The organism is Serratia sp. H1w (genome assembly GCF_000633355.1).
GTDB lineage: Bacteria > Pseudomonadota > Gammaproteobacteria > Enterobacterales > Enterobacteriaceae > Chania.
The window spans coordinates 26,653-52,449 of sequence record NZ_AYMQ01000056.1; the positions used below are offsets into that span (position 1 = coordinate 26,653).

At 55.6% G+C, this 25,797-nt stretch carries 24 protein-coding genes and 1 pseudogene; 7 read left to right on the top strand and 18 right to left on the bottom strand.

Annotated elements, in window-relative coordinates; translation table 11 throughout:
* Nucleotides 1-149: 149 nt before the first annotated feature.
* The 6 genes from U869_RS0113540 to U869_RS0113565 form a co-directional block, all read right to left on the bottom strand.
* A complete protein-coding gene (locus U869_RS0113540) occupies nucleotides 150-884 on the bottom strand; it encodes an arginine ABC transporter substrate-binding protein (protein WP_025119339.1) in 735 nt (244 codons plus the stop codon).
* Between the two features lie 192 nt (nucleotides 885-1,076).
* Nucleotides 1,077-1,745: an arginine ABC transporter permease ArtM gene (gene artM / locus U869_RS0113545; RefSeq protein WP_025119340.1), complete on the bottom strand. Its 669-nt coding sequence runs from the start codon at nucleotides 1,743-1,745 to the stop codon at nucleotides 1,077-1,079.
* Nucleotides 1,745-2,461 (bottom strand): arginine ABC transporter permease ArtQ, encoded by a 717-nt coding sequence (gene artQ / locus U869_RS0113550; RefSeq protein WP_025119341.1) that lies wholly within the window; start codon nucleotides 2,459-2,461, stop codon nucleotides 1,745-1,747. Before artQ ends, artM begins: the two co-directional genes overlap by 1 nt.
* A 9-nt stretch (nucleotides 2,462-2,470) precedes the next feature.
* Entirely contained in the window at nucleotides 2,471-3,202 is a 732-nt protein-coding gene (gene artJ / locus U869_RS0113555; protein ID WP_025119342.1) for an arginine ABC transporter substrate-binding protein, read from the bottom strand.
* A gap of 32 nt (nucleotides 3,203-3,234) precedes the next feature.
* A complete protein-coding gene (gene artP, locus U869_RS0113560) occupies nucleotides 3,235-3,963 on the bottom strand; it encodes an arginine ABC transporter ATP-binding protein ArtP (protein WP_115650685.1) in 729 nt (242 codons plus the stop codon).
* A 261-nt stretch (nucleotides 3,964-4,224) separates the two neighbouring features.
* A complete protein-coding gene (locus U869_RS0113565; protein WP_025119344.1) occupies nucleotides 4,225-4,773 on the bottom strand; it encodes a lipoprotein in 549 nt (182 codons plus the stop codon).
* A gap of 176 nt (nucleotides 4,774-4,949) precedes the next feature.
* On the opposite strand from U869_RS0113565, the gene U869_RS0113570 reads away from it, so the two are divergent.
* Nucleotides 4,950-5,273 carry a heavy metal-binding domain-containing protein gene (locus tag U869_RS0113570; protein ID WP_025119345.1) on the top strand — a complete coding sequence of 108 codons (324 nt, stop codon included), beginning with the start codon at nucleotides 4,950-4,952 and terminating at the stop codon, nucleotides 5,271-5,273.
* 32 nt (nucleotides 5,274-5,305) lie between these two features.
* Entirely contained in the window at nucleotides 5,306-5,578 is a 273-nt protein-coding gene (locus tag U869_RS0113575) for a hypothetical protein (protein WP_025119346.1), read from the top strand.
* Between the two features lie 115 nt (nucleotides 5,579-5,693).
* On the opposite strand, the gene U869_RS0113580 is transcribed toward U869_RS0113575, so the two are convergent.
* Nucleotides 5,694-7,115 carry a DUF3300 domain-containing protein gene (locus U869_RS0113580; RefSeq protein ID WP_025119347.1) on the bottom strand — a complete coding sequence of 474 codons (1,422 nt, stop codon included), beginning with the start codon at nucleotides 7,113-7,115 and terminating at the stop codon, nucleotides 5,694-5,696.
* Nucleotides 7,116-7,317: 202 nt separating this feature from the next.
* On the opposite strand from U869_RS0113580, the gene U869_RS0113585 reads away from it, so the two are divergent.
* Nucleotides 7,318-8,151: an N-acetylmuramoyl-L-alanine amidase gene (locus U869_RS0113585; RefSeq protein ID WP_025119348.1), complete on the top strand. Its 834-nt coding sequence runs from the start codon at nucleotides 7,318-7,320 to the stop codon at nucleotides 8,149-8,151.
* Here the strand turns inward: U869_RS0113585 and U869_RS0113590 are convergent.
* Both U869_RS0113590 and U869_RS0113595 read right to left on the bottom strand, forming a co-directional pair.
* Complete coding sequence (locus U869_RS0113590; protein WP_025119349.1) at nucleotides 8,146-9,156, bottom strand: NAD(P)-dependent oxidoreductase; 1,011 nt, start codon at nucleotides 9,154-9,156, stop codon at nucleotides 8,146-8,148. The two genes, U869_RS0113585 and U869_RS0113590, sit on opposite strands and share 6 nt — an antisense overlap.
* Nucleotides 9,157-9,307: 151 nt before the next feature.
* Nucleotides 9,308-10,750: a DUF2867 domain-containing protein gene (locus U869_RS0113595; protein ID WP_025119350.1), complete on the bottom strand. Its 1,443-nt coding sequence runs from the start codon at nucleotides 10,748-10,750 to the stop codon at nucleotides 9,308-9,310.
* Between the two features lie 152 nt (nucleotides 10,751-10,902).
* On the opposite strand from U869_RS0113595, the gene U869_RS0113600 reads away from it, so the two are divergent.
* A complete protein-coding gene (locus U869_RS0113600; protein ID WP_025119351.1) occupies nucleotides 10,903-11,250 on the top strand; it encodes a DUF1294 domain-containing protein in 348 nt (115 codons plus the stop codon).
* 48 nt (nucleotides 11,251-11,298) lie between these two features.
* On the opposite strand, the gene U869_RS29415 is transcribed toward U869_RS0113600, so the two are convergent.
* The 7 genes and pseudogenes from U869_RS29415 to U869_RS0113630 form a co-directional block, all read right to left on the bottom strand.
* Nucleotides 11,299-11,970, bottom strand: coding sequence for an MBL fold metallo-hydrolase (locus U869_RS29415; protein ID WP_232785361.1), 672 nt, complete (start codon nucleotides 11,968-11,970; stop codon nucleotides 11,299-11,301).
* Entirely contained in the window at nucleotides 11,882-12,292 is a 411-nt protein-coding gene (locus U869_RS32555; RefSeq protein WP_232785362.1) for a hypothetical protein, read from the bottom strand. Before U869_RS32555 ends, U869_RS29415 begins: the two co-directional genes overlap by 89 nt.
* A 93-nt stretch (nucleotides 12,293-12,385) precedes the next feature.
* Nucleotides 12,386-13,402 (bottom strand): annotated as a pseudogene (gene ltaE, locus U869_RS29420) (low-specificity L-threonine aldolase).
* Between the two features lie 107 nt (nucleotides 13,403-13,509).
* Nucleotides 13,510-15,231: a ubiquinone-dependent pyruvate dehydrogenase gene (gene poxB, locus U869_RS0113615; RefSeq protein ID WP_025119352.1), complete on the bottom strand. Its 1,722-nt coding sequence runs from the start codon at nucleotides 15,229-15,231 to the stop codon at nucleotides 13,510-13,512.
* A 392-nt stretch (nucleotides 15,232-15,623) separates the two neighbouring features.
* Nucleotides 15,624-16,628 (bottom strand): NADH oxidoreductase, encoded by a 1,005-nt coding sequence (hcr, locus tag U869_RS0113620; RefSeq protein ID WP_025119353.1) that lies wholly within the window; start codon nucleotides 16,626-16,628, stop codon nucleotides 15,624-15,626.
* Nucleotides 16,629-16,683: 55 nt separating this feature from the next.
* The gene (gene hcp, locus U869_RS0113625; RefSeq protein ID WP_025119354.1) at nucleotides 16,684-18,333 is read right to left on the bottom strand and encodes a hydroxylamine reductase; all 1,650 of its coding nucleotides are present in this window, start codon (nucleotides 18,331-18,333) and stop codon (nucleotides 16,684-16,686) included.
* A 181-nt stretch (nucleotides 18,334-18,514) separates the two neighbouring features.
* Nucleotides 18,515-19,411: a lysine exporter LysO family protein gene (locus U869_RS0113630; RefSeq protein WP_025119355.1), complete on the bottom strand. Its 897-nt coding sequence runs from the start codon at nucleotides 19,409-19,411 to the stop codon at nucleotides 18,515-18,517.
* Between the two features lie 178 nt (nucleotides 19,412-19,589).
* Between U869_RS0113630 and U869_RS0113635 the strand changes: the two genes are divergently transcribed.
* The gene (locus tag U869_RS0113635; protein WP_025119356.1) at nucleotides 19,590-21,245 is read left to right on the top strand and encodes an ATP-dependent endonuclease; all 1,656 of its coding nucleotides are present in this window, start codon (nucleotides 19,590-19,592) and stop codon (nucleotides 21,243-21,245) included.
* Here the strand turns inward: U869_RS0113635 and U869_RS0113640 are convergent.
* The gene (locus tag U869_RS0113640; RefSeq protein WP_025119357.1) at nucleotides 21,242-22,183 is read right to left on the bottom strand and encodes a VirK/YbjX family protein; all 942 of its coding nucleotides are present in this window, start codon (nucleotides 22,181-22,183) and stop codon (nucleotides 21,242-21,244) included. The two genes, U869_RS0113635 and U869_RS0113640, sit on opposite strands and share 4 nt — an antisense overlap.
* Nucleotides 22,184-22,378: 195 nt before the next feature.
* On the opposite strand from U869_RS0113640, the gene macA reads away from it, so the two are divergent.
* Nucleotides 22,379-23,494 carry a macrolide transporter subunit MacA gene (macA, locus tag U869_RS0113645; RefSeq protein ID WP_025119358.1) on the top strand — a complete coding sequence of 372 codons (1,116 nt, stop codon included), beginning with the start codon at nucleotides 22,379-22,381 and terminating at the stop codon, nucleotides 23,492-23,494.
* Entirely contained in the window at nucleotides 23,494-25,440 is a 1,947-nt protein-coding gene (macB, locus tag U869_RS0113650; protein ID WP_025119359.1) for a macrolide ABC transporter ATP-binding protein/permease MacB, read from the top strand. Before macA ends, macB begins: the two co-directional genes overlap by 1 nt.
* A gap of 77 nt (nucleotides 25,441-25,517) precedes the next feature.
* On the opposite strand, the gene cspD is transcribed toward macB, so the two are convergent.
* Entirely contained in the window at nucleotides 25,518-25,739 is a 222-nt protein-coding gene (gene cspD / locus U869_RS0113655; protein WP_021804952.1) for a cold shock-like protein CspD, read from the bottom strand.
* Nucleotides 25,740-25,797 lie beyond the last annotated feature (58 nt).

The window sequence follows — 25,797 nt, forward strand, 5'->3', positions numbered from 1 at the left end:
GAGAGGGGACTAAACGTTCTACAGTTTTACTCTCGCATCTGACCTTAACACGGGCGCAGCATGCAGCGCCTCTACGCAGTGCCACATTAGCTGCCAACGACGCTGAACTGGCTCCCTCTCCCTGTGGGAGAGGGTTGGGGTGAGGGGACTTACTGCGGGAACCACTTATCGTTGATCGCCTTGTAGGTACCGTCCGCCTTGACCGCATCCAGCGCAGCATTCAGCTTGACCAATAGCGCCTGATTATCCGGACGCACGGCAATCCCTAAACCGGTGCCAAAGTACTGTGCGTCGGTCACGTGCTCGCCAACAACGGCCAGCTCCGGATTGCTTTTCAGCCACTCATTCACTACCGCAGTATCCCCGAATACGCCATCGATACGGCCATTTTTCAGCTCCAGCACGGCGTTTTGGTAGCTGTCATACGACACGGTATTGATCTCTGGGTGCTTGTCCTGCATGTATTTTTGATGCGTGGTGCCGTTCTCCATCCCCAGTTTCTTGCCTTTCAAATCCGCCAGCGAGGTGAATTTGCCTTTCTGGGCAATAACAATGGCTGAGTTGGCATAATAGGGCTGGGTAAAGGTCACTTGCTTGCTACGCTCTGGCGTGATGTCCATACCGGAGATCACTGCGTCATATTTCTTGAATTTCAGCGCCGCGATCAGGCTGTCAAAGGCCTGGTTGGTGAAGGTGCAGTCGGCTTGCATCTGTTTGCACAGGGCTTTGGCCAGATCGATATCAAAACCAACGATCTGGTTATTGGCATCCAGAGATTCAAACGGCGGGTAGGTTGCCGAAGAGGCGAAACGAATGGTGTCTGCGGCGGTGGCGTTAAAGGTGATCCCGGCGAGAATGGTGGCAGCAAGTAACAGCTTTTTCATCGGTACGGCTCCTGTCGTAAATTTGATTTTTGTCTCGCCACCTTTATTCTGACAACGACCAAAAGGCATTGTGAGTGGCTATGCCGATAACAATGCCATTTAGTGAATTATTATGCAATATAAATGACTATAAAATTATTTTGGTCATAAAAAAGCCCCGCGCAGGGCAGGGCTTGGTCATCGTGGACTGGCTCAGTTACGCCGTTCAAACGCCAACGCGCGGCGTTCAACCATCCGCATCAAGAGTGTCAGCAGGCCGTTAACGCACAGGTACACAATGCCAGCGGCACCGAATACCATCACGTCATAAGTCCGGCCATACATCAGCTGGCTGTAGCCCATCACTTCCATCAGGGTAATGGTATAGGCAAGAGAGGTACTCTTGAACACCAGCACCACTTCATTGGAATAAGAGGACAAGGCACGTTTGAAAGCATACGGCAGCAGAATGCGCAGCGTTTGCTGGCGTGACATGCCCAGCGCTTCACAAGATTGCCACTGGCCCGCCGGAATAGCACGCACCGCACCATGGAACAGCAGGGTGGTATAAGCCGCACTGTTCAACGCCAACGCAATCATTGCGCAGAGCCAGGGTTGCGACAGCAGGTTCCACAACCAGGGATATTCACGGATCGCCGGGAACTGGCCGGGGCCGTAGTAAATCAGGAAGATCTGTACCAGCAACGGTGTACCGGTGAACAGCGTAATGTAGACCTTCACCAACTGCGTCAGTACCGGCGTTTTTAACGTCAGGATCACCGTCAGCACTAACGACATCAGCAAGGCGACCACTAATGCCACGATGGTCAGAGACAGGCTGGTGTGCAGGCCTTTGATGATTTCGGGTATGAACTCAAGCATCAGGCTGGCCCCCGCTCAAAACGCGTCGTGCGCAGTTCGATCCGCTTAAGGATGTACTGGCTCAGTAGGGTGACAACTAGATAGATTGCCGCTGCGATCACATACCAGGTAAACGGCTCCTGGGTGCGGGTGGCAATGCTCTTGGTCTGCAACATCAAATCGTTAACGCTGATCAACGACACCAGCGCGGTATCTTTCAGCAGCACCAGCCACTGATTACCCAGCCCCGGAAGGGCATGACGCCACATTTGCGGCATAATCAAGCGAAAGAAGATGGCTGTCTTGCTGAGCCCCAAGGCCTGGCCGGACTCCCATTGGCCCTGTGGCACCGCTTTCAGCGCCCCACGCAGCGTTTGCGACGCGTAGGCCGAATAGAGCAGGGCCAAGGCGATAACGCCGCACAGGAACGGGCTGACTTCGAAATTATCGATCGACAGTTGCACCGGCAGTTGGAACAGGCCGAAGTTCAGCACGAAGCCGTCGGACAGCACCATCAGCAGCTGCGAAGAGCCGAAATAGATAAACAGCACCACCAGAATTTCTGGCAAGCCGCGCAGCAGCGTCACCCAGGCGGTGCCGAGCCAACTGACCGCTTTCCAGCGGGATGACTCCCAGACGGCAAACAGCATCGCCAGGATCAGCCCAAGAACCAGGGCACAAACGGCAAGGCCGACGGTCATCCCGGCGGCGCTAGCTAAAGGTTGGATTTCATTCATGGATAATGATTACTGCTGGAACCATTTTTTGTAGATGGTCTCGTAAGTCCCATCCTGCTTGATTTTATCCAGGGCAGCGTTGAATTTGCCCTGCAGTTCGGTGTTTTGCAGGCGCATGGCGATGCCCAGGCCGCTACCGAAGTAGTCTTTATCCGTCACTTTATCGCCCACGGCGGTCAGCGCAGCGTTATCTTTCAGCCACTCGTTGACCACTGCGGTATCACCAAACACCGCATCAACACGGCCATTTTTCAGATCCAGGATGGCGTTCTGATAGCTGTCGTAGCCCACGGTGGTGATTTCCGGGTGCTTATCGTTGAGGAATTTCTGGTGCGTGGTGCCGTTTTGCACGCCAACGCGTTTGCCTTTCAGCGCGGCAACGTCGGCCACTTTGCCTTTCTCGGCAATAAACAGGGCCGAGTTATCGTAGTAAGGCTTGCTGAACAGCACCTGCTTTTCGCGCTCAGGGGTGATATCCATACCGGCCATTACTGCGTCGAAGCGCTTGAACTTCAGGCTTGGGATCAGACTGTCGAAGCCCTGGTTGGTAAAGGTGCACTCAGCCTGCATCTCTTTACACAGCGCATTGGCCAGATCGACGTCGAAGCCCTGGATTTTGTTATCCGCCGCCACAAACTCGAACGGAGGGTAGGAAGCTTCGGTAGCGAAACGGATAGTTTCAGCTGCTGAGGCAGAAACGTTGATGCCAGCCAGAACGGCGGCGATTAGTAGTTTTTTCATCGCAAATTCCCTGAGAACAGCAAATAACGCTATTAGTGTGATAAGTAATTGGCAAACTCTACGGTTTGCGGTTGTGCAAACAGGCTGGCATCGCCCTGTTCGACGATATGGCCGTTTTCCATATACACCACGCGGCTGGCGGTTTTACGCGCGACTTCAACCTCATGGGTAACGATCACCTGGGTAATACCGGTGCCGGCCAACTCACGAATGATGCTGACGATCTGTGCGGTAATTTCCGGATCCAGTGCGGCCGTCGGTTCATCGAACAGCAGCACCTGAGGTTCCATCATCAGCGCACGGGCAATCGCTACGCGCTGTTGTTGGCCACCGGAGAGATGCAGCGGGAAACGATCGGCAAAATCGGTCAGACGTAACCGGGTCAGCAACTTGTCGGCACGCGCCATCGCCTGGGCCTTGGTCAGGCCAAGTACGCGGCAGGGAGCTTCGATCAGGTTTTGCACCACGGTCAGATGCGGCCAGAGATTGTACTGTTGGAAGACCATGCCCACGTTTTGGCGCAGTTCACGGATGGATTTCTCCCCCGGCGACTGTTTAAAGTCGAACTTGTTGCCCGCAATTTGCAGGTGGCCAGAACGCGGCATTTCAAGCAGGTTAAGCACCCGCAGCAGCGAACTCTTGCCTGCGCCGCTTGGACCAAGCAGCACCAGAGTCTCGCCGGCAGGGCAATCCAGTGTAATGTTAAACAGCGCCTGATGTGCGCCGTAAAAGCAGTTGATATCTTTTAGTTGAATACTCATGCGCTGAAATTGAATAGACATTGATGCCGTGAATGGTAACTTCCACAGAATACTTATGCAATCTTTGTGAGTTAAAATTTATTAGTACGCGGCAGAATCGCTAAAGAATAGCATAAGATACCGCGAGCGCTGGCTGAACGGCGGATTTGTCGCGCAGAGTGTGAGCTTGATAGCCAATTTTCTCAAACTGATGGATTTTTGAGCATCGAAAGGGTTTTTTGGCAACCGGGTAAGCTATTACGCCCGGCTGCCAGTTCGCTGTTACTGGTTCTCAAGGACCTGGCGCAGCGTACCGCTGGCGGCATGTGCCGGGATGTTCAGGAAGCGGATGTCGTCGACCACCCAACAAGTCCCTTCGCGCACCATCAGCACTTCTTCCTGCCAGTTGATTGCACTGGCGCCGTCTTTTTGGTGGGTCAGTTGCACACGCAGCGGGATGTTTTTGGCATCGGTGTTAGGGATGGTGGAGGCGCTGGCTACCGTTGCGCTGGTTGGCCCCTGGGCATTGCCAGAGAACAGATCGCCGGTGATGGTGTGTTTACCGGGATGCTGACTTGCGCTCACAAAATCCTGATACAGCACATGGCTCAGGTAAGGTTGCAACTGTGCCAGGCGGCTAGTGTCCGGCAGCGCGTTGCTTGGGCCTTGCTGAATGCGCAGATCATAGAACTTCTGGGCTACCGTATCCGGGCCACCTTCTACGCAAGGTCCGGTGCGAACCCCTACATCCTTGAAGGCGGGATCAACGGTGGTACAGGCGCTCAGGAACAGGGCCAAGGGTAAAACAACAGCAAGCGTTTTTGTTTTCATCTCATAACCTTATGTGAAAGTCTCTCAACCATGAAGACCGAAAACCTCGGGACTAGCCTACAGTATAAAGGCGTTTTGGGTCCTTGCATTGGTGCTGTGTGCCATTGTGCCACAGAACATCCGTTAAAATTAGTTGTCCTACCACAGCAATGATTTGATTTTACGAGGAGTTCTTGATGCAATTGTCCACTACCCCCAGCCTGGAAGGGTTTACCATCACCGAATATTGTGGCGTCGTCACCGGTGAAGCCATTCTGGGGGCCAATATCTTCCGTGATTTTTTTGCTGGCGTGCGTGATATCGTTGGCGGCCGTTCCGGCGCCTACGAGAAGGAGTTGCGTAAGGCGCGTCAGTTGGCCTTTCAGGAGTTGCAGGAGCAGGCCAAAGAGTTGGGGGCCAATGCGATTGTCGGCATCGATATCGATTACGAAACCGTGGGTAAAGACAGCACCATGTTGATGGTCAGCGTCAGCGGCACCGCGGTTAAAGTCAGCCGCTAAGCGGCAATATTGTGAAATAACAAGGACGTTAAATGGAAAGTACTGAACAAGGATGCAATGAACTGCAACAGAAAATCAGCCGGCTAACCCAATTGATGACCTGGTTGTTGATCGGGGGAGTTGTCACGCTTGGAATGGCTCTCCTCAAGCTTTTTACCGGCGAGTTCGATCCTATCTACCATTCGATTGAGGCTGCGCTTGGGGTGTACTGTCTGGCAACGTGGTGCAAGAGCTATTCCGACAGACAAAAGCTGGTGCAGAAACTGCAAGCGGCCAAGACAGCGCCAGATTCGCTCGTTTCATGATGCACCGTTAATTAACCGCTCTGGCACGGCAATGATTTGCCCTGATGCAACTACCGCCGCACCGTTTGTGATAAAGGGCGGTAGTTGATGTCAATATCCGCATTAAGCGGCAGCCTTATCCCTCCTTGTGTTCCTCTTTTCTTACTGGCAAATGTTCCTGTGGACGCTTATTCACGCTGACGTGATGCGCAAGCATAGGGGCCGGAGGCTGATGGATCTGCGGTGTTGGTAATTTCGGATGCACTTGTGGAGTAATAGGTGGATGCTCAATAGGTTGTGCATGAACGACGGTTTGTTTTTCAGGAGCCGCAGGTTGTCTGACAGGATGATTCATCACGGTGCCAGGGTGGATACTCGGCGACTGCGCCAGAGTATTGTGGCTGCCAGCAGGGAGTGACTCATGCGCGAGTTGTGTCATATGGAAATTTGGGGCGGTCATAGGAATCTTGGCGTGGGGCATGACGGTGGTTGGCCCAAACCGAGGAACTGGCAAGGTAGCCGCGCTGGATGACGGATGTACCATCGTCGGCGCAGTAAAATGAGGGATCTGGCCATTGTTAGCCTGCGCTGGGAAATTATAGTGGTCGTGACTGTCGTAATGATTCACCGTACTGTAGCGACTGACGTTATTGTACTCATTGACGTTCACCACCGTGGCTGGGTGGGAAAAATAAGGCTGATTGTTATACATCACCGGTTGATGCCTGCCATCGTAATGCCCGTCCCAGTGAACATCCCAGTCGTTCCAACCGTGATGGTGGTCGTTGATTATCGCCCCTAGCGCAACGCCGGCACCAAAGCTGATAATACCGGTAGTCAGCATTTCGCCACCGCTGAAGCCTGAAGGGGCGGCGTAATGGTAGCCGGGGTAAGCCGCTATTGGCCCACCGTAGGCCACCCAAGGATCGTAATAAGGCACATACAGCACGTCCGGCTGGCTGGGTTCAATCACAATAGTCTGTGGTGGGGCCATGACCAGGCTCTGGGGAGCGATATAATCAGGGGGCGCAGCAGAGACGACAACCCGCTGCTGCGGCGTATTTTTCAGCGTACCTTTATGTGCGGCGCGTTGGCGCATGACCTGAATAGCGTTCATCACATCGGTGGGATCGTTGAGATAAGCGTTGCCCAGTTGCGTCGTCCAGGCGATATTTTTTGCCATCTGATCGATAATATCAGGGAACAGTACCAGACTGCGGACGCTGTTGTCCCAAGGTTGAGTATTGGCCGCGTTGCTCAACGCTGCGGGTTGTCGACCTGGGTTTTGCGTCAGCCAGTTATCGGCAGCGGTGATCTGATCGGGATACCCCGCACCTGCTAATACCTGCGCCAGCAATTTATCTGGGAATAGCGCGATTGGGCTGACCAACTGATACAGTTGATCGGCGCTCAGTGGCGTGTAAGCCTGAAGCACCGGCTGCGTTGGTGCCTGAGAGGGGATTATTGGTGTTGCTGCGGTAGTGTTTTTTTGATCGCAACCACTAAGTGGCAGCAGGGCAATAGCTACCAGGCAGGCTAAAACGCTGGGCTTGAACATGATTGACTCCGCTTCTTGGTATACCGGCGATACTTTGAGGCTAACACGCAGACTGCAACTCGCTGGCTGGGTTAACACTCCCTTGCAAATCAGAGAGGAGTTTCATGGTTTGTTGATTAACTGGGTGATTAGATACAGCTTAATCCATGTCGGTAACACATTGTCGGGCTGACCGGCGGATGATAAATACAGGAAGGAACAGGTGAAAATCAGAGCAGGGATAGTAGCTTTCATGCTGCTGGTGGGGTGCCAAAACGTTCAGCATGATACCGTCGTCGATCACGGTAGCTATCAATTGGAAATCCTGCATCAGGCACCGGGTGCCGATCAACGTATTCGTTTCCTGGTGATGCATTACACCGCAGAAAACTTTCATTCCTCGCTGAAGACGCTGACGGATGAACACGTCAGCGCGCACTATTTGTTGCCCGCCCATCCGCCATTGCAGGGCGGCAAGCCGGTGGCTTATCAACTGGTGCCGGAAGCTATGCGCGCTTGGCATGCCGGGGCCAGCAACTGGCGTGGGCGGACCAATCTGAACGATACCTCGATCGGCATTGAGATCGTCAACCAAGGCTATAGCCGTAAGTTGCTGGAGACTGACTGGCAGCCTTATACACCAGAGCAAATTGCGTTACTGATCCAGCTTAGCCGCGATATCGTACAGCGTTACGCGCTGCAGCCGACAGATGTGGTAGGGCACAGTGATATTGCTCCGCAGCGCAAACAGGATCCCGGTCCACTTTTCCCTTGGCAGCAGCTGGCGCAGGCAGGTATTGGCGCCTGGCCGGATGAACGGGAGGTGGCGCGCTATCTGGCGGGTCGTGACAAGCATGCGCCGGTGGCAATGGCATCACTGTTGGAAAAGCTGGCGCGCTATGGTTATGGTGTCGATCCCGCGTGGGATGCCAAGCAGCAACGGAACCTGATAGCGGCGTTTCAGATGCATTTCCGGCCCAGCGATTATCGCGGTGAGCCGGATGCAGAAAGTGAGGCGATTATTGAGGCGTTACTGAGTAAATACGGGGCTTCATAGTCCGTGCAGATTACCGTGCTCTTTCAACCAGCGGGCGGTACGGCTGATGCCTTCTTCCAACGACACCTGCGGCTGATAACCCAGCTCCTGCTGCGCCCGCGTGGTGTTCAGCGTCAGATCGAAGTTGAGTTTAGCTACGCCATAATGGGTCAAGACCGGCTCTTTTTCGCTTTTACTGCCCAGCTTTTCCATGCCACGTGCCATCATATCCAGCATCGGGTAGGGCACCGAGCGGATGCGGCACTTCATTCCCAGTTCGTCGATCAGCTGTTGCAGCACCGTGCGCAGCGTGCAGGCTTGCAGGTTGGAGATATTATAAGCCCGTCCTGAAGGGGTATCTTCCTTCATGGTGGCTAACCACATGGCGTGCACCGCATTATCCAGATAGGTCATATCGACCAGCGCATCGCCACCACGCGGCAACAGCAGGCTGCCGTAATGTTTGATCATGTGCAGCAGGCGCGGCAGCATGATCTTGTCATGCGGGCCAAATAGCCCCTGTGGACGCAGGATGGTGAAGTGGGTTTGCGGGTTGGACAGCGCCAGCTGTTGTACCACCAGTTCCCCAGCGGCCTTACTGCGGGCAAACTCGTTGGCGTAACGGGCCGGACGGAAGTCTTCATCCACATTGCGGTGATGGTGATAATCGAAGTAAATGGCTGGCGATGAAATATGAATAAACTGCTCTACGCCGTAGGCCGCAGCCCACTCGCCTAAACGCCGGGTTGCACGGACGTTGGCCAGTTCGAAGGCTTCTTCTGTGCCCCATGGGGAAGTGAAACCGGAGCAGTGCCACAGCACGTCCACATCCGCCAGCATGGCTTTGGCCTGGGAAGAGATCAGGTTGGTGAGATCGCAATGGATGAATTCGGCACCCAGTTTTTCCAGCAGGCAGCCCATGGCCTGATTACGCCCGGTGGCACGCACTTTTACGCCTTGGCGGCGGAGATATTCAACGGCGTTTCGGCCTAACCCACTGGTTGCACCGGTGACCAATACCTTCATAACGAACTCTATTCTCACCAAAAATCAGGATGCGGGGGGCGTTGTAGCGCGCCCCAGCAAATAAGATGCCATTCTTTCGTGATTTCGTGCGCTATGCAATCGGAAAGGACCCAACCGCAGCAGCAAACTGTGCGGTTGATCGAGAATTGGTCTATTGAGGACGCTGGTTATCGTACTCTTCGGCCAACTGGGCAATACGTTTGGCCATGCCACGGAAAATAAACAGGTGAGCGGGCATCATGACAAACCAGTACAGCAGTCCGCTGAAACCGGCAGGATGCCACCAGGCGCGCACATCGAGCTGACGGCGATCGCCCAGGTCCTTGATGCTGAAAGTCAGGCGACCCAGCCCCGGCGCTTTCATCCCGAACATCAACGCCAACTGGCGTAATGGCTTCTTGGTGATCACCTTCCAGCCATCGACCAAATCGCCAACTTCCAGAGTGTCACGTTGCGGTCGGCCATAAACGATGCCGTTGCCGATCATATCGTCCATACGGGCGCGGATCTGCCAAAGAATATTGCCGTAGAAATATCCCTCTTTGCCGCCCAACTGCTGCACGACATGCCATAGCGCCTCACTGGAAGCCTGCGTTTCCACCTCACAACCTGCATGTTTGGGATAGAAGCCATAGCCGGGGCGCCAGCGGGCCCGGGCTTCAGGATCGTAACCCCAGTCGGCAGAGTCGACCACCTCATCTTCGCGGCGTAGCGTTTCCTTCACGGCATCATCAAAGGTTTGTAGCGGCTGTGGGATCAAGGTTTGCAGCGGTTTGCCATCGGCAGGCAAGTCATGATTCAACCCCTGGATGAGCGCGCTGGCAATTGAAGTTGGCACCGAGGTGATCATGCTGATAAACCAGACCGAGATAAAGCGTGTCGGCAGGGGAACCGGGATCAGCCAGCGCTTTTTGCCGCTGATCTTGATAAAACGCTCGAACATCGTTTGGTAACTGATGTACTCCGGCCCGGCGACGTCAAAAATCCGGTTTTCATGCGCTGGATGTTGCAGCAGCTCGGTCAGGTAGGTGAGCAGGTTATCCAGGGCGACCGGGGAGGATTTTGAACGTACCCAGCGCGGTGGCGTCAGGATTGGCAGGTTGTAGACCATATCGCGCATGATCTCGAACGCGGCAGAGCCAGGGCCAACCACGATACTGGCGCGTAGTTCGGTGACCGGGATACCGCTTTGGCGCAGGATCTCACCGGTCAGTTTACGGGCGATGAGGTGAGGGGAACTGTCGCCCTCGGGTTGCAGCGCGCCAAGGAAAATGACCTGTTTGACGGTAGATCCTCGCAGGGCATCGCGCAGATTCTCTGCTGCCTGACGTTCCTTTTCGATAAAGTCATCGCCATCGCCCATCCCGTGGATCAGGTAGTAAACGGCATCGATCTGCCAGAGCGCTGCCGTGAGCGTTTCCGGACGATAGACATCCACGTAACGGCAGTTCACGTGCGGCCAATTTTGCTCTTCCAACCATTCAATACGGCGCGCTGCGGCGGTGATCTCGTGGCCCTGCTCGGTCAGGCGAGGGATCAGGTGCTGGCCGATATAACCGCTGGCGCCAAGAACCAGAATACGTTGGGAAGTCATTGCGCTGCCTTATTTTAATGATGTTGGTGTGAGCGTAAATTATAGGATGCCAAATTAGCAGGGTAATTGCACTTTTTGCATGGATATCAGGAGTTGCATCTGCACGGTGGGCAGTTCACACTACGCAGCGTTCAAGCAACGAGCCATGTCCGATGAAACTCAATTCCCTGTGTTACTTCCTGCTGCTAATTGCCCTGGCTGGCAGCCTGTGTTTTCCCGCTCCGCTGTGGACCTGGTTACTGCTGGTAAACCTGCTGACCCTGCTGATCTACGGCGTAGATAAATTGGCTGCCTGCAAAAGTTGGCAACGGGTGCCGGAAATCACTCTGTTGCTGTTCGGCGTGCTGGGCGGTTGGATCGGCGCGATTGTGGCGCAACGGCTATTTCGCCATAAAACGCAGAAACAACCGTTCAAAACCTATTTTATTCTTAGTGTCGTGCTGAATTTGCTGTTGGTACTGGCTGTAGGCTACTGGCTCTATGGCCGGATGGTGGTTTGATTTATCAACGGGGTGCCGCATGCTGCGCCCCGATATCAATAATCTACGTTAAGGTTTCTTCTCGCCTTTGACTACCGGGGCATACTCAACCGGTACCCACGCATAGCCTTTACCTTCGACACGCACGTGGCCCAGACCAGGGAACGGTAAATGCGCTCCGCCAACCCACAGCTTGTTTTTAGCCGCATCGGCAAACACCTTTTGCCGGGTAGCGATCGCCTGTTTGGAATCTGTGTCAAAGTCTACCGCGACTTCAGGCTCGGCAAATTGCAAAGAGTGACTGTGAACGATATCCCCCCACAGCAGCAGTTTCTGCCCGCCAGAGCTAAACAGGTAAGAGGTATGCCCAGGCGTATGGCCCGGCGTCGCGATCACTTCCAGGCCAGGGAGTAACTGCTCCCCAGGGCTGTATAGCTTCAACTTGCCCTGTTCAGCATAAGGGGCAACGGCGTCTTGCACCATTTTGAACATCGGTTGCGCGTCCTTGGGAGCTTTGAGAGCCACCTCCTTACTCAACCAGTAGTCACCATCGGCCTTGGAGGCATAGACGGTGGCGTTAGGAAAGGCGGCTTTACCCTGATCGCTGACGCCACAGGCGTGATCGGGGTGCAGATGCGTCAGCAATATCGTGTCAACCTGCTCTGGCTGATACCCTGCCGCGCGCAGGTTGCTCTTGATGGCCCCCAACGTCGGGCACAAAACACTGTGCAGTACCGGCATCAACCAGGACCAGATGCGTTCCGGTGTTCACCAGAAATGCGTTTACTGCCGTCTGTATGCCTGACTTGCTGTCGGTAAACATGCGGGCGAACAGCTTTTGCATATCCGGCTCGCTGATGCCGTGGAACAGTTTGCTGTCCAGATTGACGTAACCATCGTACAGCGCCGTCACTTCCAGGTTACCCAGCATCATGCGATAAAAGCCGGGAGCCTGCGTTTGCTGTTGGGCTGGGGCCGTGGCGGCGCTGGCTGGCAAGGTAAACATCATTCCACTGCTAGCAAGGGTAAGAGCTAATAACGTCTGGCAAAATTTATGACTCATAGAGGATATCCCTTCAGGTATTGGAACCAGGCTGAGATTGCTGGCTAGGCGAGAGCCGGGATGCGGGGGCATCCCGGTTTTACTGCAAAAAACTTACGCGTGTTGCTGCAGGAAATCCTGCCACAGATCGACCACTTTTTGCAGATCCTGGCGGCTAACGTTGAGGTGCGTCAGGATACGGGTCAACGGCCCGGCACTGATTAACACGCCGCGTTCACGCATCCAGGGGCCGAGCTTGGCCGCCAGTTCCGGAGATTGACGCAGGTATAGCACGTTGGTTTGTGCGCCCGGTTCGGCGATGTCTACGCCAATATCACGCAACTGCTGTTCGAGCCATTTGGCGTTGTCATGATCCTCTTTCAGCCGCTCGACGTTGTGCTCCAACGCATACAGCCCGGCAGCCGCCAGAATACCGGCCTGACGCATACCGCCACCGGTCATCTTGCGCCAGCGATTGGCACGCTGAATAAACTCTTCGCTACCGCATAGCAGCGAGCCGACCGGTGCACCCAAGCCTTTCGACAGGCAAATGGTGAAGGTATCGCAGTACTGGGCAATGTCTTTCAGCGGTACGTTCAGCGCTACCGCGGCGTTGAAAATGCGCGCGCCGTCAATATGCAGGGCCAGCTTGTGTTCACGGGTGAACTGCCAGGCCTGTTGTAGATATTCCAGCGGCAGCACTCGGCCACTGATGGTGTTTTCCAGGCTCAGCAAACGCGTCTTGGCGAAGTGAATATCATCGGGCTTGATGGCGGCGGCAACCTTGTCTAACGGCAGTGTGCCATCGGGGTTGGCTTCAATCGGTTGGGGCTGAATACTGCCCAGCACGGCTGCGCCACCGGCTTCATATTTGTAGTTATGCGCCTGCTGGCCAACGATATATTCCTCACCGCGCTGGCAATGGCTCAGCAAGGCTACCAGATTAGCCTAGGTACCGGTGGGCAAGAATAATGCCGCTGGTTTGCCAGAGAGTCTGACCGCTTCGGCCTGGAGGGCGTTAACGGTGGGATCGTCGCCATACACGTCGTCGCCGACGTCTGCCTGTGCCATGGCGGTGCGCATCTCTGCGCTCGGTTGGGTAACGGTGTCACTGCGTAAATCGATAAGCATACGGGTCCTTGGTAGCCGATGAGGAAGTGGCTTTTATCATAACCGGATTAGCGCGTGGCAAAAGCGGAAAATGCAGGGACAACCCACTTGATTGTCCCCGCTAGGAATTATCGTAACCAATTGGTTTTAGCCAGCTCGACGACTTCATCACCCCGGCCATTGATGATCGCGCGCAGCATATACAGGCTGAAGCCTTTAGCCTGCTCGAATTTGATCTGCGGCGGCATTGCCAGTTCCTGTTTGGCGGTAACCACGTCGAGCAACGCCGGGCCTGGATGGGCCAACAGTTCCTGTAATGCGCCATCCAGTTCGGAGGCTTTTTCGACCCGTATGCCTTTGATGCCTGCGGCGTTGGCAATGGCGGCAAAGTCCGGGTTATGCAGATCGGTGCCGTCGGTAAGGTAACCACCGGCTTTCATCTCCATCGCCACAAAACCCAGCACGCTGTTGTTGAACACCACCACCTTGACCGGTAGCTTCAACTGGGCCAGCGATAGAAAGTCCCCCATCAACATGGTAAAACCACCATCGCCGCACAGGGCGATCACCTGTTTATCCGGTTCGGTGGCCTGAGCCCCAATCGCTTGTGGCATGGCGTTAGCCATTGACCCATGGTTGAACGAACCGAGCAGTCGGCGTTGACCATTCATTTTCAGATAACGTGCGGCCCACACCGTTGGCGTGCCGACATCGCAGGTGAAGATCGCGTCCTCAGTGGCGTAATGGCTGATTTGCTGCGCCAGGTATTGTGGATGGATCGGTTGGTTGTCATTGGCGGTTGCCAATCCGTCGAGATCTTTACGCGCTTCCCGGTAATGTTCCAACGCCTTATCCAGAAACTTGCGATCGCTTTTGGCTTGCAGCTGTGGCAGCAAGGCGCTGAGCGTCGTTTTGATATCCCCCATCAGCGCCATATTCACCGGGCAATGAGCGCCGATGCTACCGGGGTTGATATCGATTTGAATAATATTGGCATTGGTCGGATAAAACGCCCGGTACGGAAACTGGGTACCGAGCAGCACCAGCGTATCCGCATTCATCATGGCGTGGTAGCCGGAGGAGAAACCGATCAGTCCGGTCATGCCGACGCTGTAGGGGTTATCCCATTCAATATGCTCTTTACCACGCAGGGCATGGACAATTGGGGCCTGCAGCAGCTCGGCTAGCTTGACGACTTCATCATGGGATCCGGCACAGCCGCTGCCACACATCAGGGTGATATTTTTGGCGTTGTTCAGCGTTTCGGCCAGTTTTTGCAACTCGCTCATCGGTGGCTGCATCAATGGATGCGCAGGCGTATGCCACACCATGCTGGCATCTTCCGGGGCCATTTGCAGGGCAACGTCGCCCGGCAGCACAATCACCGAGACGCCGCGGTTGAGGATCGCTTTACGCATGGCGATCTCAAGCACGCGGGGCAGTTGTTCTGGATTGGAGACCAACTCGCAGTAGTGACTGCATTCGCGGAACAGCTCTTGCGGATGGGTTTCCTGGAAATAGCCGCTGCCGATCTCGCTGGAAGGAATATGGGCGGCGATAGCCAGCACCGGGACGTGATTACGGTGGCAATCGAACAGGCCGTTGATCAGATGCAGGTTGCCGGGGCCGCAGGAACCTGCGCAGACCGCCAGTTGGCCGGTAAGCTGTGCTTCGGCACCGGCGGCAAAGGCGGCGACCTCCTCATGACGGGTGCCCATCCAGGCAATGGTGCCCATCCGGTGCAGGCTGTCGCTCAGGCCGTTGAGTGAATCGCCGGTGACGCCCCAGATGCGTTTTACACCGGCCTGTTCCAGCGTTTTGGCGATCAGCGTGGCTACTGTTTGCTTCATCGTTCCTCCAGTCATTATGCAAAATGAGGGGTACTCGCCCGGTTAGAGGCAAACAGAAAGTGTAGAAGGGCATTAGGGGTTACGCTTACCGATATGTGCCCCATCGGGTGATGGGGCGCTAGGCTGTGTCCCTCAATTGACCGTGGTGCCGTCGCAGACACAAAAGCCCGTAATCAAGGCGGAGGGTGCAGGGCCTAGTGGGTCTAAGTTCAAGCCCGACAACGCTGAGTACGGGCTTTTGGGGCGCGACCCTTCGGGCTGGGGCCATTTGAACGCGTAGCTGGGTTACTCCCTGCTTATTTGGGACCACCAAGCCTTACAGTTTGTACCTTGCAACGCGTCCAAATGACCCCCAGCGGCGCTCACGTGCAATTGGGGGACACAGCCTAAACTCAGGCGAGGGTGACATCGCTGTGGAGTTGGCAGCTACAGGCCAGCACGTAGCCTTGCTCGATTTCCGCCGGGGTTAACGTCATGGTGCTGCTGGTGGTGTATTGGCCATCGATAATGCGGGTCTTGCATGAGCCGCAGACGCCAGCCCGGCAGGCGGCATTGACCGGTAACTTGTGGGATTCCAACGCCGCAAGCAGGGTGCTGCCGACCAGCACACGGAACTCACGCAGCGGCTGACCAATGCGCAGCGTCAATTGTTCACCTTGCCCATCATCAACTTCTGCTGAGGTGTGAAACTGTTCCTGGTGGAAATTGGCTGCCGGTACGCCGAGCCGTAGGCAAAGCTGTTCAACCTGCTGCATGTAAGGGGCAGGGCCGCAGGTCATCACGGTGCGCGAGGCGATATCCGGCACGACCTGTTGCAACACCTGCTCGTTGATGCGGCCAGACAGGAAACCGGGCTGTGCATCCTGTTCTGCCATCAACGTCAACTGGAGTTGCGGATGAGCGGCGGAGAGTTGCTGCCACTGTTCGGCAAAAATCACATCCGCAGGCGTGCGAACGTTGAAGATCACCTTGATGTCACATTGCGGGCGGTTGACTACCAGCCAACGACACATGGAAATTATTGGTGTGACGCCACAGCCCGCGGCCAGCATCAGGTAGCGATCGCTTGGGTATTGAACGCAGCTAAACTCCCCTTGGGCATCTGACAGCCACAGTGTCTGGCCAGGTTTGACCTCTTGCGTCAGCCAGCGCGAGCCGAGGCCATCAGGTAAGCAACGCACGCTGATGCTGATAAAAGGACTCAGGCCGGGCGAAGAGGAGAGGGTATAGGCACGCAGCGTGTCTTCACTGTCGCGAATACTGACCAACGCAAACTGACCGGGCTGATACGGGTAAAAGTCGTTGTTGATCAGATTCAGCGTCCAGACGTCGGCAGTTTCCTGGTGCAGGGAATGTACCTGCATCGGGTTGGGGCAAAGTGGGCTGGGTTGGCTCATGGGGCACCTCAAAACAAACGGGGCCGCCGCGATGGGCAGCCCCGGAAAATCGGCCTTAGCCGAGAAGGGATTGCATGTCCTGCTCTACGGTGGTGACCGAGCGCAGGCCGAATTTCTCATTCAGCACCGCTAACAGATTGTCGGTCAGGAAGGCTGGAGCGCTTGGGCCGGTAACGATATTTTTCACCCCCAGCGACAGCAGCGTCAGTAGAATGACGATCGCTTTCTGCTCGAACCATGACAACACCAGGCTGAGCGGCAGGTCATTGACCGTTCCGCCCACTTTCTCGGCGAGTTTGACCGCCAGCATCACGGCAGAATAGGCGTCGTTACATTGGCCCACGTCCAATAGGCGCGGCAGACCTTCCAGCGTACCGAAGTCCAGCTTGTTGAAGCGATATTTACCGCAGCCCAGCGTCATGATCAGGCAATCTTGCGGCACGTTGCGGGCAAAGTCGGTGAAGTAGCTGCGTTCATCACGGCTGCCATCACAACCGCCAACCAGGAAGACGTGGCGCAGTTTTTTCTGCACGACCAGATCGACGACGGTATCCGCGGCGCTGAGCAATACCTGGCGGCCAAAACCGACGGTGATCAGGTGTTCAATCTCGCTGTAAGGGAAGCCAGCCAGCTGCTGCGCCTGAGCGATCACGGTGCTGAAATCATCACCTTCCAGATGGTTAACACCTGGCCAGCCAACGATGCTGCGAGTCCAGATGCGATCGCCATAATTACCGACGTTCGGATCGATAATGCAGTTGGAGGTCATGACGATCGAACCCGGGAATTTGGCGAATTCGGTCTGCTGATTCTGCCAGCCGCTGCCGTAGTTACCCACCAGATGCGGGAATTTTTTCAGCTCGGGGTAGCCATGGGCTGGCAACATTTCACCGTGGGTATACACGTTGATACCGGTGCCTGCGGTCTGTTCCAGCAGCAAGCGCAGATCTTTCAGATCGTGGCCGGAAATCAGGATCGCCTTGCCCGCGACTGGGCGCACATTGACCGTAGTCGGCTGTGGATCGCCAAAGGCGCTGGTTTCACCGCGATCCAGAATGGCCATCACGCTGAAGTTCATTTTACCGATGGCCATCGAGTTGTTAAGCAGGGTGTCCAGATCGCTCGGTTGAGTGCCCAGCCAGGCCATAAAGGCGTGGTAATCGGCATAGATCTGATTGTCGAACTGGCCCAGCACATGGGCATGTTCCATGTAGGCGGCGGCCCCTTTCAGGCCATACAGGCACAACATGCGCAGGCCGTGGATATCGTCGCCTACTGCGGCTTTATCGTTATTGAGGGCAAATTGCGCGGCCTGTTGCAACAGGGCAGGCATATCGTCACCGGCCAGTTGCAGCTGAGCCAGAGGGTGATCGACCCGTACGCTGGCATCGAGCAGACGGCAGCGAACCGCCAGCGAATCACGCAGGGCTATGGTGTCACGCGCATAGCCGATAATGCGTGCGGAATCGAAGTTGACGTTGGTCAGCGTAGAGAAGAAGGCGCGTGGGGAAAAACTGTCGACATCATGGTCGATAATCCCCAACGCACGCGCCTGCAAGGCCCAGGCAGACAGTCCTTGCAGCGCCGCTATCAACAGATCCTGCAGGTCTGAAGTTTCTGCCGTTTTCCCGCACATCCCTTGAGCGTAGGAGCAGCCGTTGCCTGCCGGTGTCCGGATGGTTTGTTCACATTGCACACAGAACATAATCGCTTCCTTTTTTAAAGTTGCATTTATAATGCTTGTTTTGAAGCATAGATCGATGGCGCAACCTTAAAAAGGCTTTTGTGACACAACTTTAACAAAGATTGATTTAGAACAAATTGGCGTGCGGATGGGAATTATTACGATTTTGAATATCGGGCGCAGCGAACCGCGCCCGATATTATCAGGAGAACAGAGCTATCAACACCGGGGCCAACAGGCTCAGCAGGAATCCGTGCACGATGGCCGGAGGCACCATTTCCATCCCACCGCTGCGTTGCAATACAGGCAGCGTGAAGTCCATTGAGGTGGCACCGCATAAACCTAATGCCGAGGAGCGACTGCGGCGCACCAGCGTAGGTAGCAACATAATGGCCACCAGCTCACGGGCCAGATCGTTGAAGAAGGCGGCGCTGCCCATCACCGGGCCATAGGCGTCGGTGATCAGAATGCCGGAAAGGGAATACCAGCCAAAACCTGAAGCCATAGCCAAACCGGCTTTCAGCGGCAATCCCAGCAGCAGTGCGGCGACGGCTCCACCGACCAGCGAACTGACAGCCACCACCACGGCGACCATCATGCCACGGCGATTGAGAGCGATCTGGCGCAGCGTCATCCCGCTGTTGCGTAACTGCGCCCCCACCAATAACAGCAGAAACAGCAGGGCGTATTCACTGCCCTGGCCAGCAAATTGCAGCCAGTGCCATTGGGTAAGACCCAGGGCAAAACCACCCACCACTACCCCGCAGAGTTTCAGGGATTCCAATGCCATATGCAGACGCGAGGGTAACGTTTCTTGCTTGTGAGCACTGCGCCAAGGGCGACGGCGTTCAAACACTGCCAGCCACAGGAGATTGGCGCAGAAAATGCACAGGAAAAACACCAGGGTATACTGAAAGATCAACAGCAGATTGCTGCTGAGGTTTTCCAGGAATGCCAGGCTGATCCCCATAAAGAACAGGATCACATACACCATCCAGCTCAGCAGGCGGTTAATGGCCCGGATCAGGGTGACGCTACGCAAGGGGACAAGATAACCGACGATCAGCGGTATCAGTATAATCAGCAGTCCTGAATACATGTGAAGCAAGCGTCCTTTTGATTTTAAGGGAACGGCAAACCCAACACGCTAACCAAAATAATCTTCTGAGTAAAGTGGCTGATTTGCGGTGTTTACCGCACGTGCAGGAATGTCTGCTTGACCTGCAATGGCTTTATTGCTCATCCTCAAGGTATCAGGCGAATAAAGGAGTCAGCAGATGTACCTGGAGCGCATTGAGATTGTAGGATTCCGCGAAATTAACCGGCTTTCACTGACGCTGGATGATAACACCGTATTACTCGGGGAAAATGCCTGGGGTAAATCCAGCCTGCTGGATGCCATGACCTTTTTGCTGGCGCCGGAACAGACGCTGTATCGCTTCGAAGCCAAAGACTTCTACTTCCCACCGGGTGAGGAGGCGGCCAAAGAGCGCCATTTGCAGATTATCTTCACCTTCTGCGAGAAAGATCTTGGCCATGCGCACCTACCGCGCTATCGCCATCTTTCACCGCTGTGGTCGAAGGGGGAAGATAACCTGAGCCGTATTCATTACTGCTGCGAAGGGGAGTTGGCCGATGACGGCACGGTATGTACCTGGCGGCGTTTCCTTGATGCCGATGGCAACGCTTTACACCTGCACCATATCGATCAACTGGTACATGCCCTGATCCGCATCCATCCGGTGCTGCGGCTGCGTGATGCGCGCTTTATTCGCCGCCTGCGGCCCAGCTCGCTCAGCGATCGCCTCCCCGCCGATAATGAAGCTCTGGCACAGCAGTTGGATCAACTGACACGTGAACTGGTGCGTAATCCGCAGAAACTGACCAATTCCGAACTACTGCAGGGGCTGGCGGCGATGCAGCAACTGCTCGAACACTATTTTGCCGAGCAAGGCTCACAGGTTGCCGGGCCTCGCCATCGTCGCCAGCCGGAACAACAGGCGTGGCGATCGTTGGACAGCATCAACCGTATGATTGCCGAACCGAACAGCCGCAGCATGCGTCTGATCCTGTTGGGGATGTTTTCCACGCTGTTACAGGCCAAAGGCAACGTAAAGCTCGATCCCCATGCCCGGCCATTATTGCTGGTAGAGGACCCAGAAACACGCCTGCATCCTATCATGCTGTCGGTGGCCTGGGGGTTGCTCAATCAGATGCCGCTACAGCGCATTACCACCACCAATTCCAGCGAACTGGTATCGCTGGTGCCGGTGGAGCATATTTGCCGCCTGGTGCGCGAATCGGCCCGAGTGGCCACCTATCGCCTTGGGCCAAAGGGGTTAAGTGCAGAGGATGGGCGGCGCATTGCGTTCCACATCCGCTTTAACCGGCCAGCCTCGTTGTTTGCCCGTTGCTGGCTGCTGGTGGAAGGAGAGACCGAGGTGTGGTTGCTCAATGAACTGGCGCGCCAGTGCGGCTATCGTTTTGAATCCGAAGGCGTGCGGGTGATTGAGTTCGCCCAGTGCGGGCTGAAGCCATTGCTGAAGTTTGCCCGCCGCATGGGCATTGAATGGCATGTGCTGGTGGATGGTGATGAAGCTGGCAAGAAATACGCCAACACCGTGCGCAGCATGCTGGATAACCACGAAGATAACGAACGCGATCGCCTGACCGCGCTACCCGCTCCGGACATGGAACACTTCATGTATCGCGAGGGATTCAGTTCGGTCTATCATCGGGTGGCCTCAATACCGTTAAAGGTACAGATGCCGGTGCGCAAGGTGATCCTCAAGGCGGTGCATCACACTTCCAAACCCGATCTGGCGATTGAAGTGGCCATGCAGGCTGGTGCGTGGGGCACCGATTCTGTACCACCATTGCTGAAGAAGATGTTTTCCCGCGTGATGTGGCTGGCGCGGGGCCGAGCGGATTAGGGGAAGTGTGAGCCGATCCCTCGCTGCAATTCATCCAGTAGCTGATAACGGCGGCGATATTCGGCGCGTTTTTTACTGGCGATCTCTGCCATCGGTTTGCGGGCGATACACTCGGGTAACAGAAAATAACCGTTATCGAGCTTCCTGCCTCCCAGGGAAAGCCAAAAGAGATCGTAATCGGCATGCAGCAGGCCTTTCTTTTTGTTGTGGTAGCGCCAGTTTTGATAGATATGGCTGGTGTTGCCTACCGCGATTATCTGGCGGATACCCAATTGCTGTGCCAGATGGCATATCCCCTCCAGCACCAGGCGTTTGGGAAACAGGCCGTGACAGGCCTTGGTCATGTGCTGGATCTCCGCATGGGGCACTCCACAATTGGCGCCTTGCAGACCGCCGATAAACAGCGTGGGTTGCTGCTGGTAATTCATCAGGGTGAAGGTCATTTCTGCCAGCATAATTCCTTGGCTATTGCGTAGCAGCAGGGTGGCTTCGCCTTCTTTGTTCAGATGGTCGAGAGACGCCAGTTGCAGGCAGATCTGCTCGCCATTCTTATCCTGCACCTTGCTTAAGGTAAAAGGTTGGCTGCCAAGGTGGCCGAGGCGCATTCTCAACGGCATGCACTGGGCGATCAGATTGTAGTGATCGCGCAGGGCTAACAGGCGGTCGAGGCGGCTCATGTTGGCAGCCAGATAGGGGCGATGCAGTTTGCATGGCAGGTTGGGCTGCGCATGTAAAATTTCATCCAGCAGAGGGTTGGCAGCCAGCGTATTGAGCAGACAACGGGTCGTTGGCCAACTGAGTAGCGAACGGCTGAGAAATTTGAGGCGAAATGAGGTTTTTGCCCAGGCTTTGCTGGGCATCTTTTCACCGTTGAGCAGCGCCATCATCAGTCGACTGGCCGGTTTGGCCGATATCAGTGGATAGCTGAGCTGAGACATGATGAAATCCTTCTCTGTGTAAAAACACCACTTCATCAAGGCTGCACTAAACGGTGGGTCAATACGGCATGACAAAACCGGCTTGTCAGTAACTTGTTGAGCCTGGGTTTAGTGATTGGCCACGCAACATGCTAATTTACTTCGGTTACCGATATGGGTAGCTAAAGCACGCTAGGAAATAGGTAGGAACAGACATTGACGTGGTTATTAAAACGTAAAAAACGCGGGTTGGTGGTATGCGCCGTTCTGGTGGTGCTCGCCATTTTGGCTTATTGGCGTTTCAGCCATCCGGCCCCGGTAGAGTTTAAAACGGTCAAGGTGGCTAAACGCGATCTGGAGCAAAGCGTACTGGCGACCGGCCAACTGGATGCGGTGCGCAAGGTTGACGTGGGGGCCCAGGTCAGCGGACAGTTGGAGAGCCTGAAGGTCGAGATTGGCGATAAGGTACAAAAAGGCCAACTGCTCGGCATTATCGATCCCCAGCAGGCGCAAAACAGCATTCGCGAAGGCGAGGCCACGCTACAGCAACTGCAAGCCCAACTGCAACAGGCGCAGGCGGAGCAGCAACTGGCCGAGGTTACCTTGCAGCGTAACCGTGAACTGGCCAAGGTGCAGGCAGTGTCACGCCAGGATCTGGATCAGTTCGCCACCAATCTGGCGGTGAAAAAGGCACAGGTTGCCACCACCCGGGCAGAGATCGCCAAAAATCAGGCCAGCCTGGACACCGCCAAGATCAATCTGGCCTATACCCGCATCGAAGCACCGATGGACGGTGACGTGGTGCAGATCACCACCTTGCAAGGCCAAACGGTGATCGCTGCGCAACAAGCGCCCAATATCCTGACGTTGGCCGATATGAGCACCATGCTGGTGAAGGCACAGGTTTCCGAGGCGGATGTGATCCATCTCCAGCCGGGGCTGAAAGCCTGGTTTACCGTGCTGGGAGATCCGAGCAAACGCTTTGACGGCGTGCTGAAAGACATTCAGCCCACGCCAGAAAAGGTCAACAACGCCATTTTCTATTACGCACGCTTCGAAGTGCCAAACCCACAGGGTTTGCTGCGTTTGCAAATGACCGCGCAGGTGCATATTCAACTGGCTGGCGTCAGCGATGCGCTAGTGATCCCGCTGGTGGCATTAGGGGATCAGATCGCCGATAACCGTTACCACATTTCGGTGCTGCAACAGGGTAAGGAAGAGAAGCGGGAAGTCACGATCGGCATTCGCAACAACGTGGATGTGCAGATTATCAGCGGGTTGCAGGCCGGTGAAGAGGTGATAGTCAGCCGCGGCGGCGCGGAGGCCAGCTGATGACCGCACTGTTGGAACTGAGTGATATCCGGCGTAGCTATCTCTCCGGCGATCAGACCGTGGACGTGCTGAAAAACGTCAGTCTGCGTATTGACGCCGGTGAGATGGTGGCGATTATGGGGGCTTCTGGCTCTGGTAAATCGACGCTGATGAACATTCTTGGCTGCCTGGACAAACCCAGCGCCGGGACCTACCGCGTCGCCGGGCAGGACGTGGCGACGCTCGATGGTGATGCGCTTGCCCAGCTACGGCGCGAACATTTTGGTTTTATCTTCCAGCGTTATCATCTGCTGCCTCACCTGAGTGCGGCACATAACGTGGAAGTGCCTGCGGTGTATGCCGGGCTGAGCAAGACTGCACGGCGCGCAAGAGCGGCAGCCTTGTTGCAACGCCTGGGGTTGGGGGAACGTATCTCCTATCGGCCAAGCCAGCTTTCCGGTGGGCAGCAGCAGCGCGTCAGTATTGCGCGGGCCTTGATGAATGGCGGCCAGGTCATTCTGGCGGATGAGCCGACCGGTGCGCTCGACAGCCATTCCGGCGAAGAGGTGATGACGATCCTCAAGCAACTGCGCGAGCAGGGGCACACGGTGATTATCGTCACGCACGATCCGGCGGTAGCCCAGCAGGCGGAGCGGATTATCGAGATCCGCGACGGAGAAATCATCGCCGACTCCCGGCCACAGGCGCAGGGCAACCCGCAGGCCAAGATGCTGGAACTGGCCACGCCAGCGCCTTCCTGGCAGCAGATGGCTGGCCGTTTCCGTGAGGCATTGGTGATGGCTTGTCGCGCCATGGCGGCCAACAAGATGCGCACGGCATTAACCATGCTGGGGATCATCATCGGCATTGCCTCGGTGGTGTCGATCCTGGTGATTGGCGACGCGGCCAAGCAGATGATCCTGGCAGACATCAAATCCATCGGCACCAACACCGTGGACGTTTATCCCGGCAAAGACTTTGGTGATGACGATCCCACCCTCCGTCAGGCGTTGAAGTATGGCGATCTGAGCGCGTTGCGTGAGCAGCCCTATGTCAGTGCGCTGTCGCCGAATATCAGCAGCAGCATGCGGCTGCGGTTTGGTAATATCGATGTTGCTGCCAATGTCGCGGGCGTCGGTGAGCAGTATTTTCGGGTTTATGGCATGACGTTTTCACAAGGGGTCGGCATTGACGCCATGCAGGTGCAGTCTCAGGCGCAGGTGGTGGTGATCGACGCCAACACCCAGCGCCGCCTGTTCCCGTATCAAAAGAACGTCGTGGGTGAGGTGATCCTGGTTGGCAATATGCCCGCTACGATAGTGGGTGTCGCGCAGGAAAAGCAGTCGATGTTCGGCAGCAGCAAAACGCTGAGCGTATGGGTGCCCTACAGCACCATGGCCAACCGGTTGATGGGGAACGACTACTTTGATTCGATCACCGTGCGTATCCGTGATGGCTACAACAGCCAGGAGGCGGAGCAGCAGTTGACGCGGTTGCTGACGTTACGCCACGGCAAGAAAGACTTCTTCACCTACAACATGGACAGCCTGGTGCAAACCGCGGAGAAAACCACCCGCACGCTGCAACTGTTCCTGACGCTGGTGGCGGTGATCTCGCTGGTGGTCGGGGGGATTGGGGTGATGAATATCATGCTGGTCTCGGTTACGGAAAGGACGCGTGAAATCGGCATTCGTATGGCGGTCGGGGCGCGCTCCGGCGATGTCCTGCAACAGTTCCTGATCGAGGCTGTGCTGGTTTGCCTGGTGGGGGGCGCGTTGGGGATCGCTCTGTCGTTCGCCATTGGTCTGCTGGTGCAGTTGGCGATGCCGGGGTGGCAGGTCAGCTTCCCGCCGCTGGCCCTGCTGAGTGCGTTCCTGTGTTCCACCGGGATTGGTGTAGTGTTCGGTTATCTACCGGCACGCAGTGCTGCGCGATTGAACCCGATTGATGCGTTGGCGCGAGAATAACCGCAAAAATAAAAATGCCAGTCATACGGCGGCTGGCATTTTAACTTGGCTATGCAGAAGGGGGCTGGTGGGAGCGTTTAGGCCATGGCCTCGCTTTCCAGCGGCATAATCAGGCTCGCGTGGTTCCCTTTCGGCCCTTGATGCACGTCGAACCTGACCTGTTGGCCTGCTTTCAACGTTCGGTAGCCATCCATTTTAATTGTTGAATAATGCGCGAAGATATCTTCACCGCCGCCTTCCGGGCAGATAAAACCGAACCCTTTGGCGTTATTGAACCATTTAACAGTACCCGTCTCCATGCTTCTACATCCCTCGCAACGCTATTTTTAGATGAGATGAATAACTGATTCTGGTGAG

Bases quoted from the DNA above. Each gene is read 5' to 3' on its own strand.
- U869_RS0113540 (WP_025119339.1), bottom strand. From the start codon at position 884: ATGAAAAAGCTGTTACTTGCTGCCACCATTCTCGCCGGGATCACCTTT.
- artM (WP_025119340.1), bottom strand. From the start codon at position 1,745: ATGCTTGAGTTCATACCCGAAATCATCAAAGGCCTGCACACCAGCCTG.
- artQ (WP_025119341.1), bottom strand. From the start codon at position 2,461: ATGAATGAAATCCAACCTTTAGCTAGCGCCGCCGGGATGACCGTCGGC.
- artJ (WP_025119342.1), bottom strand. From the start codon at position 3,202: ATGAAAAAACTACTAATCGCCGCCGTTCTGGCTGGCATCAACGTTTCT.
- artP (WP_115650685.1), bottom strand. From the start codon at position 3,963: ATGAGTATTCAACTAAAAGATATCAACTGCTTTTACGGCGCACATCAG.
- U869_RS0113565 (WP_025119344.1), bottom strand. From the start codon at position 4,773: ATGAAAACAAAAACGCTTGCTGTTGTTTTACCCTTGGCCCTGTTCCTG.
- U869_RS0113570 (WP_025119345.1), top strand. From the start codon at position 4,950: ATGCAATTGTCCACTACCCCCAGCCTGGAAGGGTTTACCATCACCGAA.
- U869_RS0113575 (WP_025119346.1), top strand. From the start codon at position 5,306: ATGGAAAGTACTGAACAAGGATGCAATGAACTGCAACAGAAAATCAGC.
- U869_RS0113580 (WP_025119347.1), bottom strand. From the start codon at position 7,115: ATGTTCAAGCCCAGCGTTTTAGCCTGCCTGGTAGCTATTGCCCTGCTG.
- U869_RS0113590 (WP_025119349.1), bottom strand. From the start codon at position 9,156: ATGAAGGTATTGGTCACCGGTGCAACCAGTGGGTTAGGCCGAAACGCC.
- U869_RS0113595 (WP_025119350.1), bottom strand. From the start codon at position 10,750: ATGACTTCCCAACGTATTCTGGTTCTTGGCGCCAGCGGTTATATCGGC.
- U869_RS0113600 (WP_025119351.1), top strand. From the start codon at position 10,903: ATGAAACTCAATTCCCTGTGTTACTTCCTGCTGCTAATTGCCCTGGCT.
- U869_RS29415 (WP_232785361.1), bottom strand. From the start codon at position 11,970: ATGCCGGTACTGCACAGTGTTTTGTGCCCGACGTTGGGGGCCATCAAG.
- U869_RS32555 (WP_232785362.1), bottom strand. From the start codon at position 12,292: ATGAGTCATAAATTTTGCCAGACGTTATTAGCTCTTACCCTTGCTAGC.
- poxB (WP_025119352.1), bottom strand. From the start codon at position 15,231: ATGAAGCAAACAGTAGCCACGCTGATCGCCAAAACGCTGGAACAGGCC.
- hcr (WP_025119353.1), bottom strand. From the start codon at position 16,628: ATGAGCCAACCCAGCCCACTTTGCCCCAACCCGATGCAGGTACATTCC.
- hcp (WP_025119354.1), bottom strand. From the start codon at position 18,333: ATGTTCTGTGTGCAATGTGAACAAACCATCCGGACACCGGCAGGCAAC.
- U869_RS0113630 (WP_025119355.1), bottom strand. From the start codon at position 19,411: ATGTATTCAGGACTGCTGATTATACTGATACCGCTGATCGTCGGTTAT.
- U869_RS0113635 (WP_025119356.1), top strand. From the start codon at position 19,590: ATGTACCTGGAGCGCATTGAGATTGTAGGATTCCGCGAAATTAACCGG.
- U869_RS0113640 (WP_025119357.1), bottom strand. From the start codon at position 22,183: ATGTCTCAGCTCAGCTATCCACTGATATCGGCCAAACCGGCCAGTCGA.
- macB (WP_025119359.1), top strand. From the start codon at position 23,494: ATGACCGCACTGTTGGAACTGAGTGATATCCGGCGTAGCTATCTCTCC.
- cspD (WP_021804952.1), bottom strand. From the start codon at position 25,739: ATGGAGACGGGTACTGTTAAATGGTTCAATAACGCCAAAGGGTTCGGT.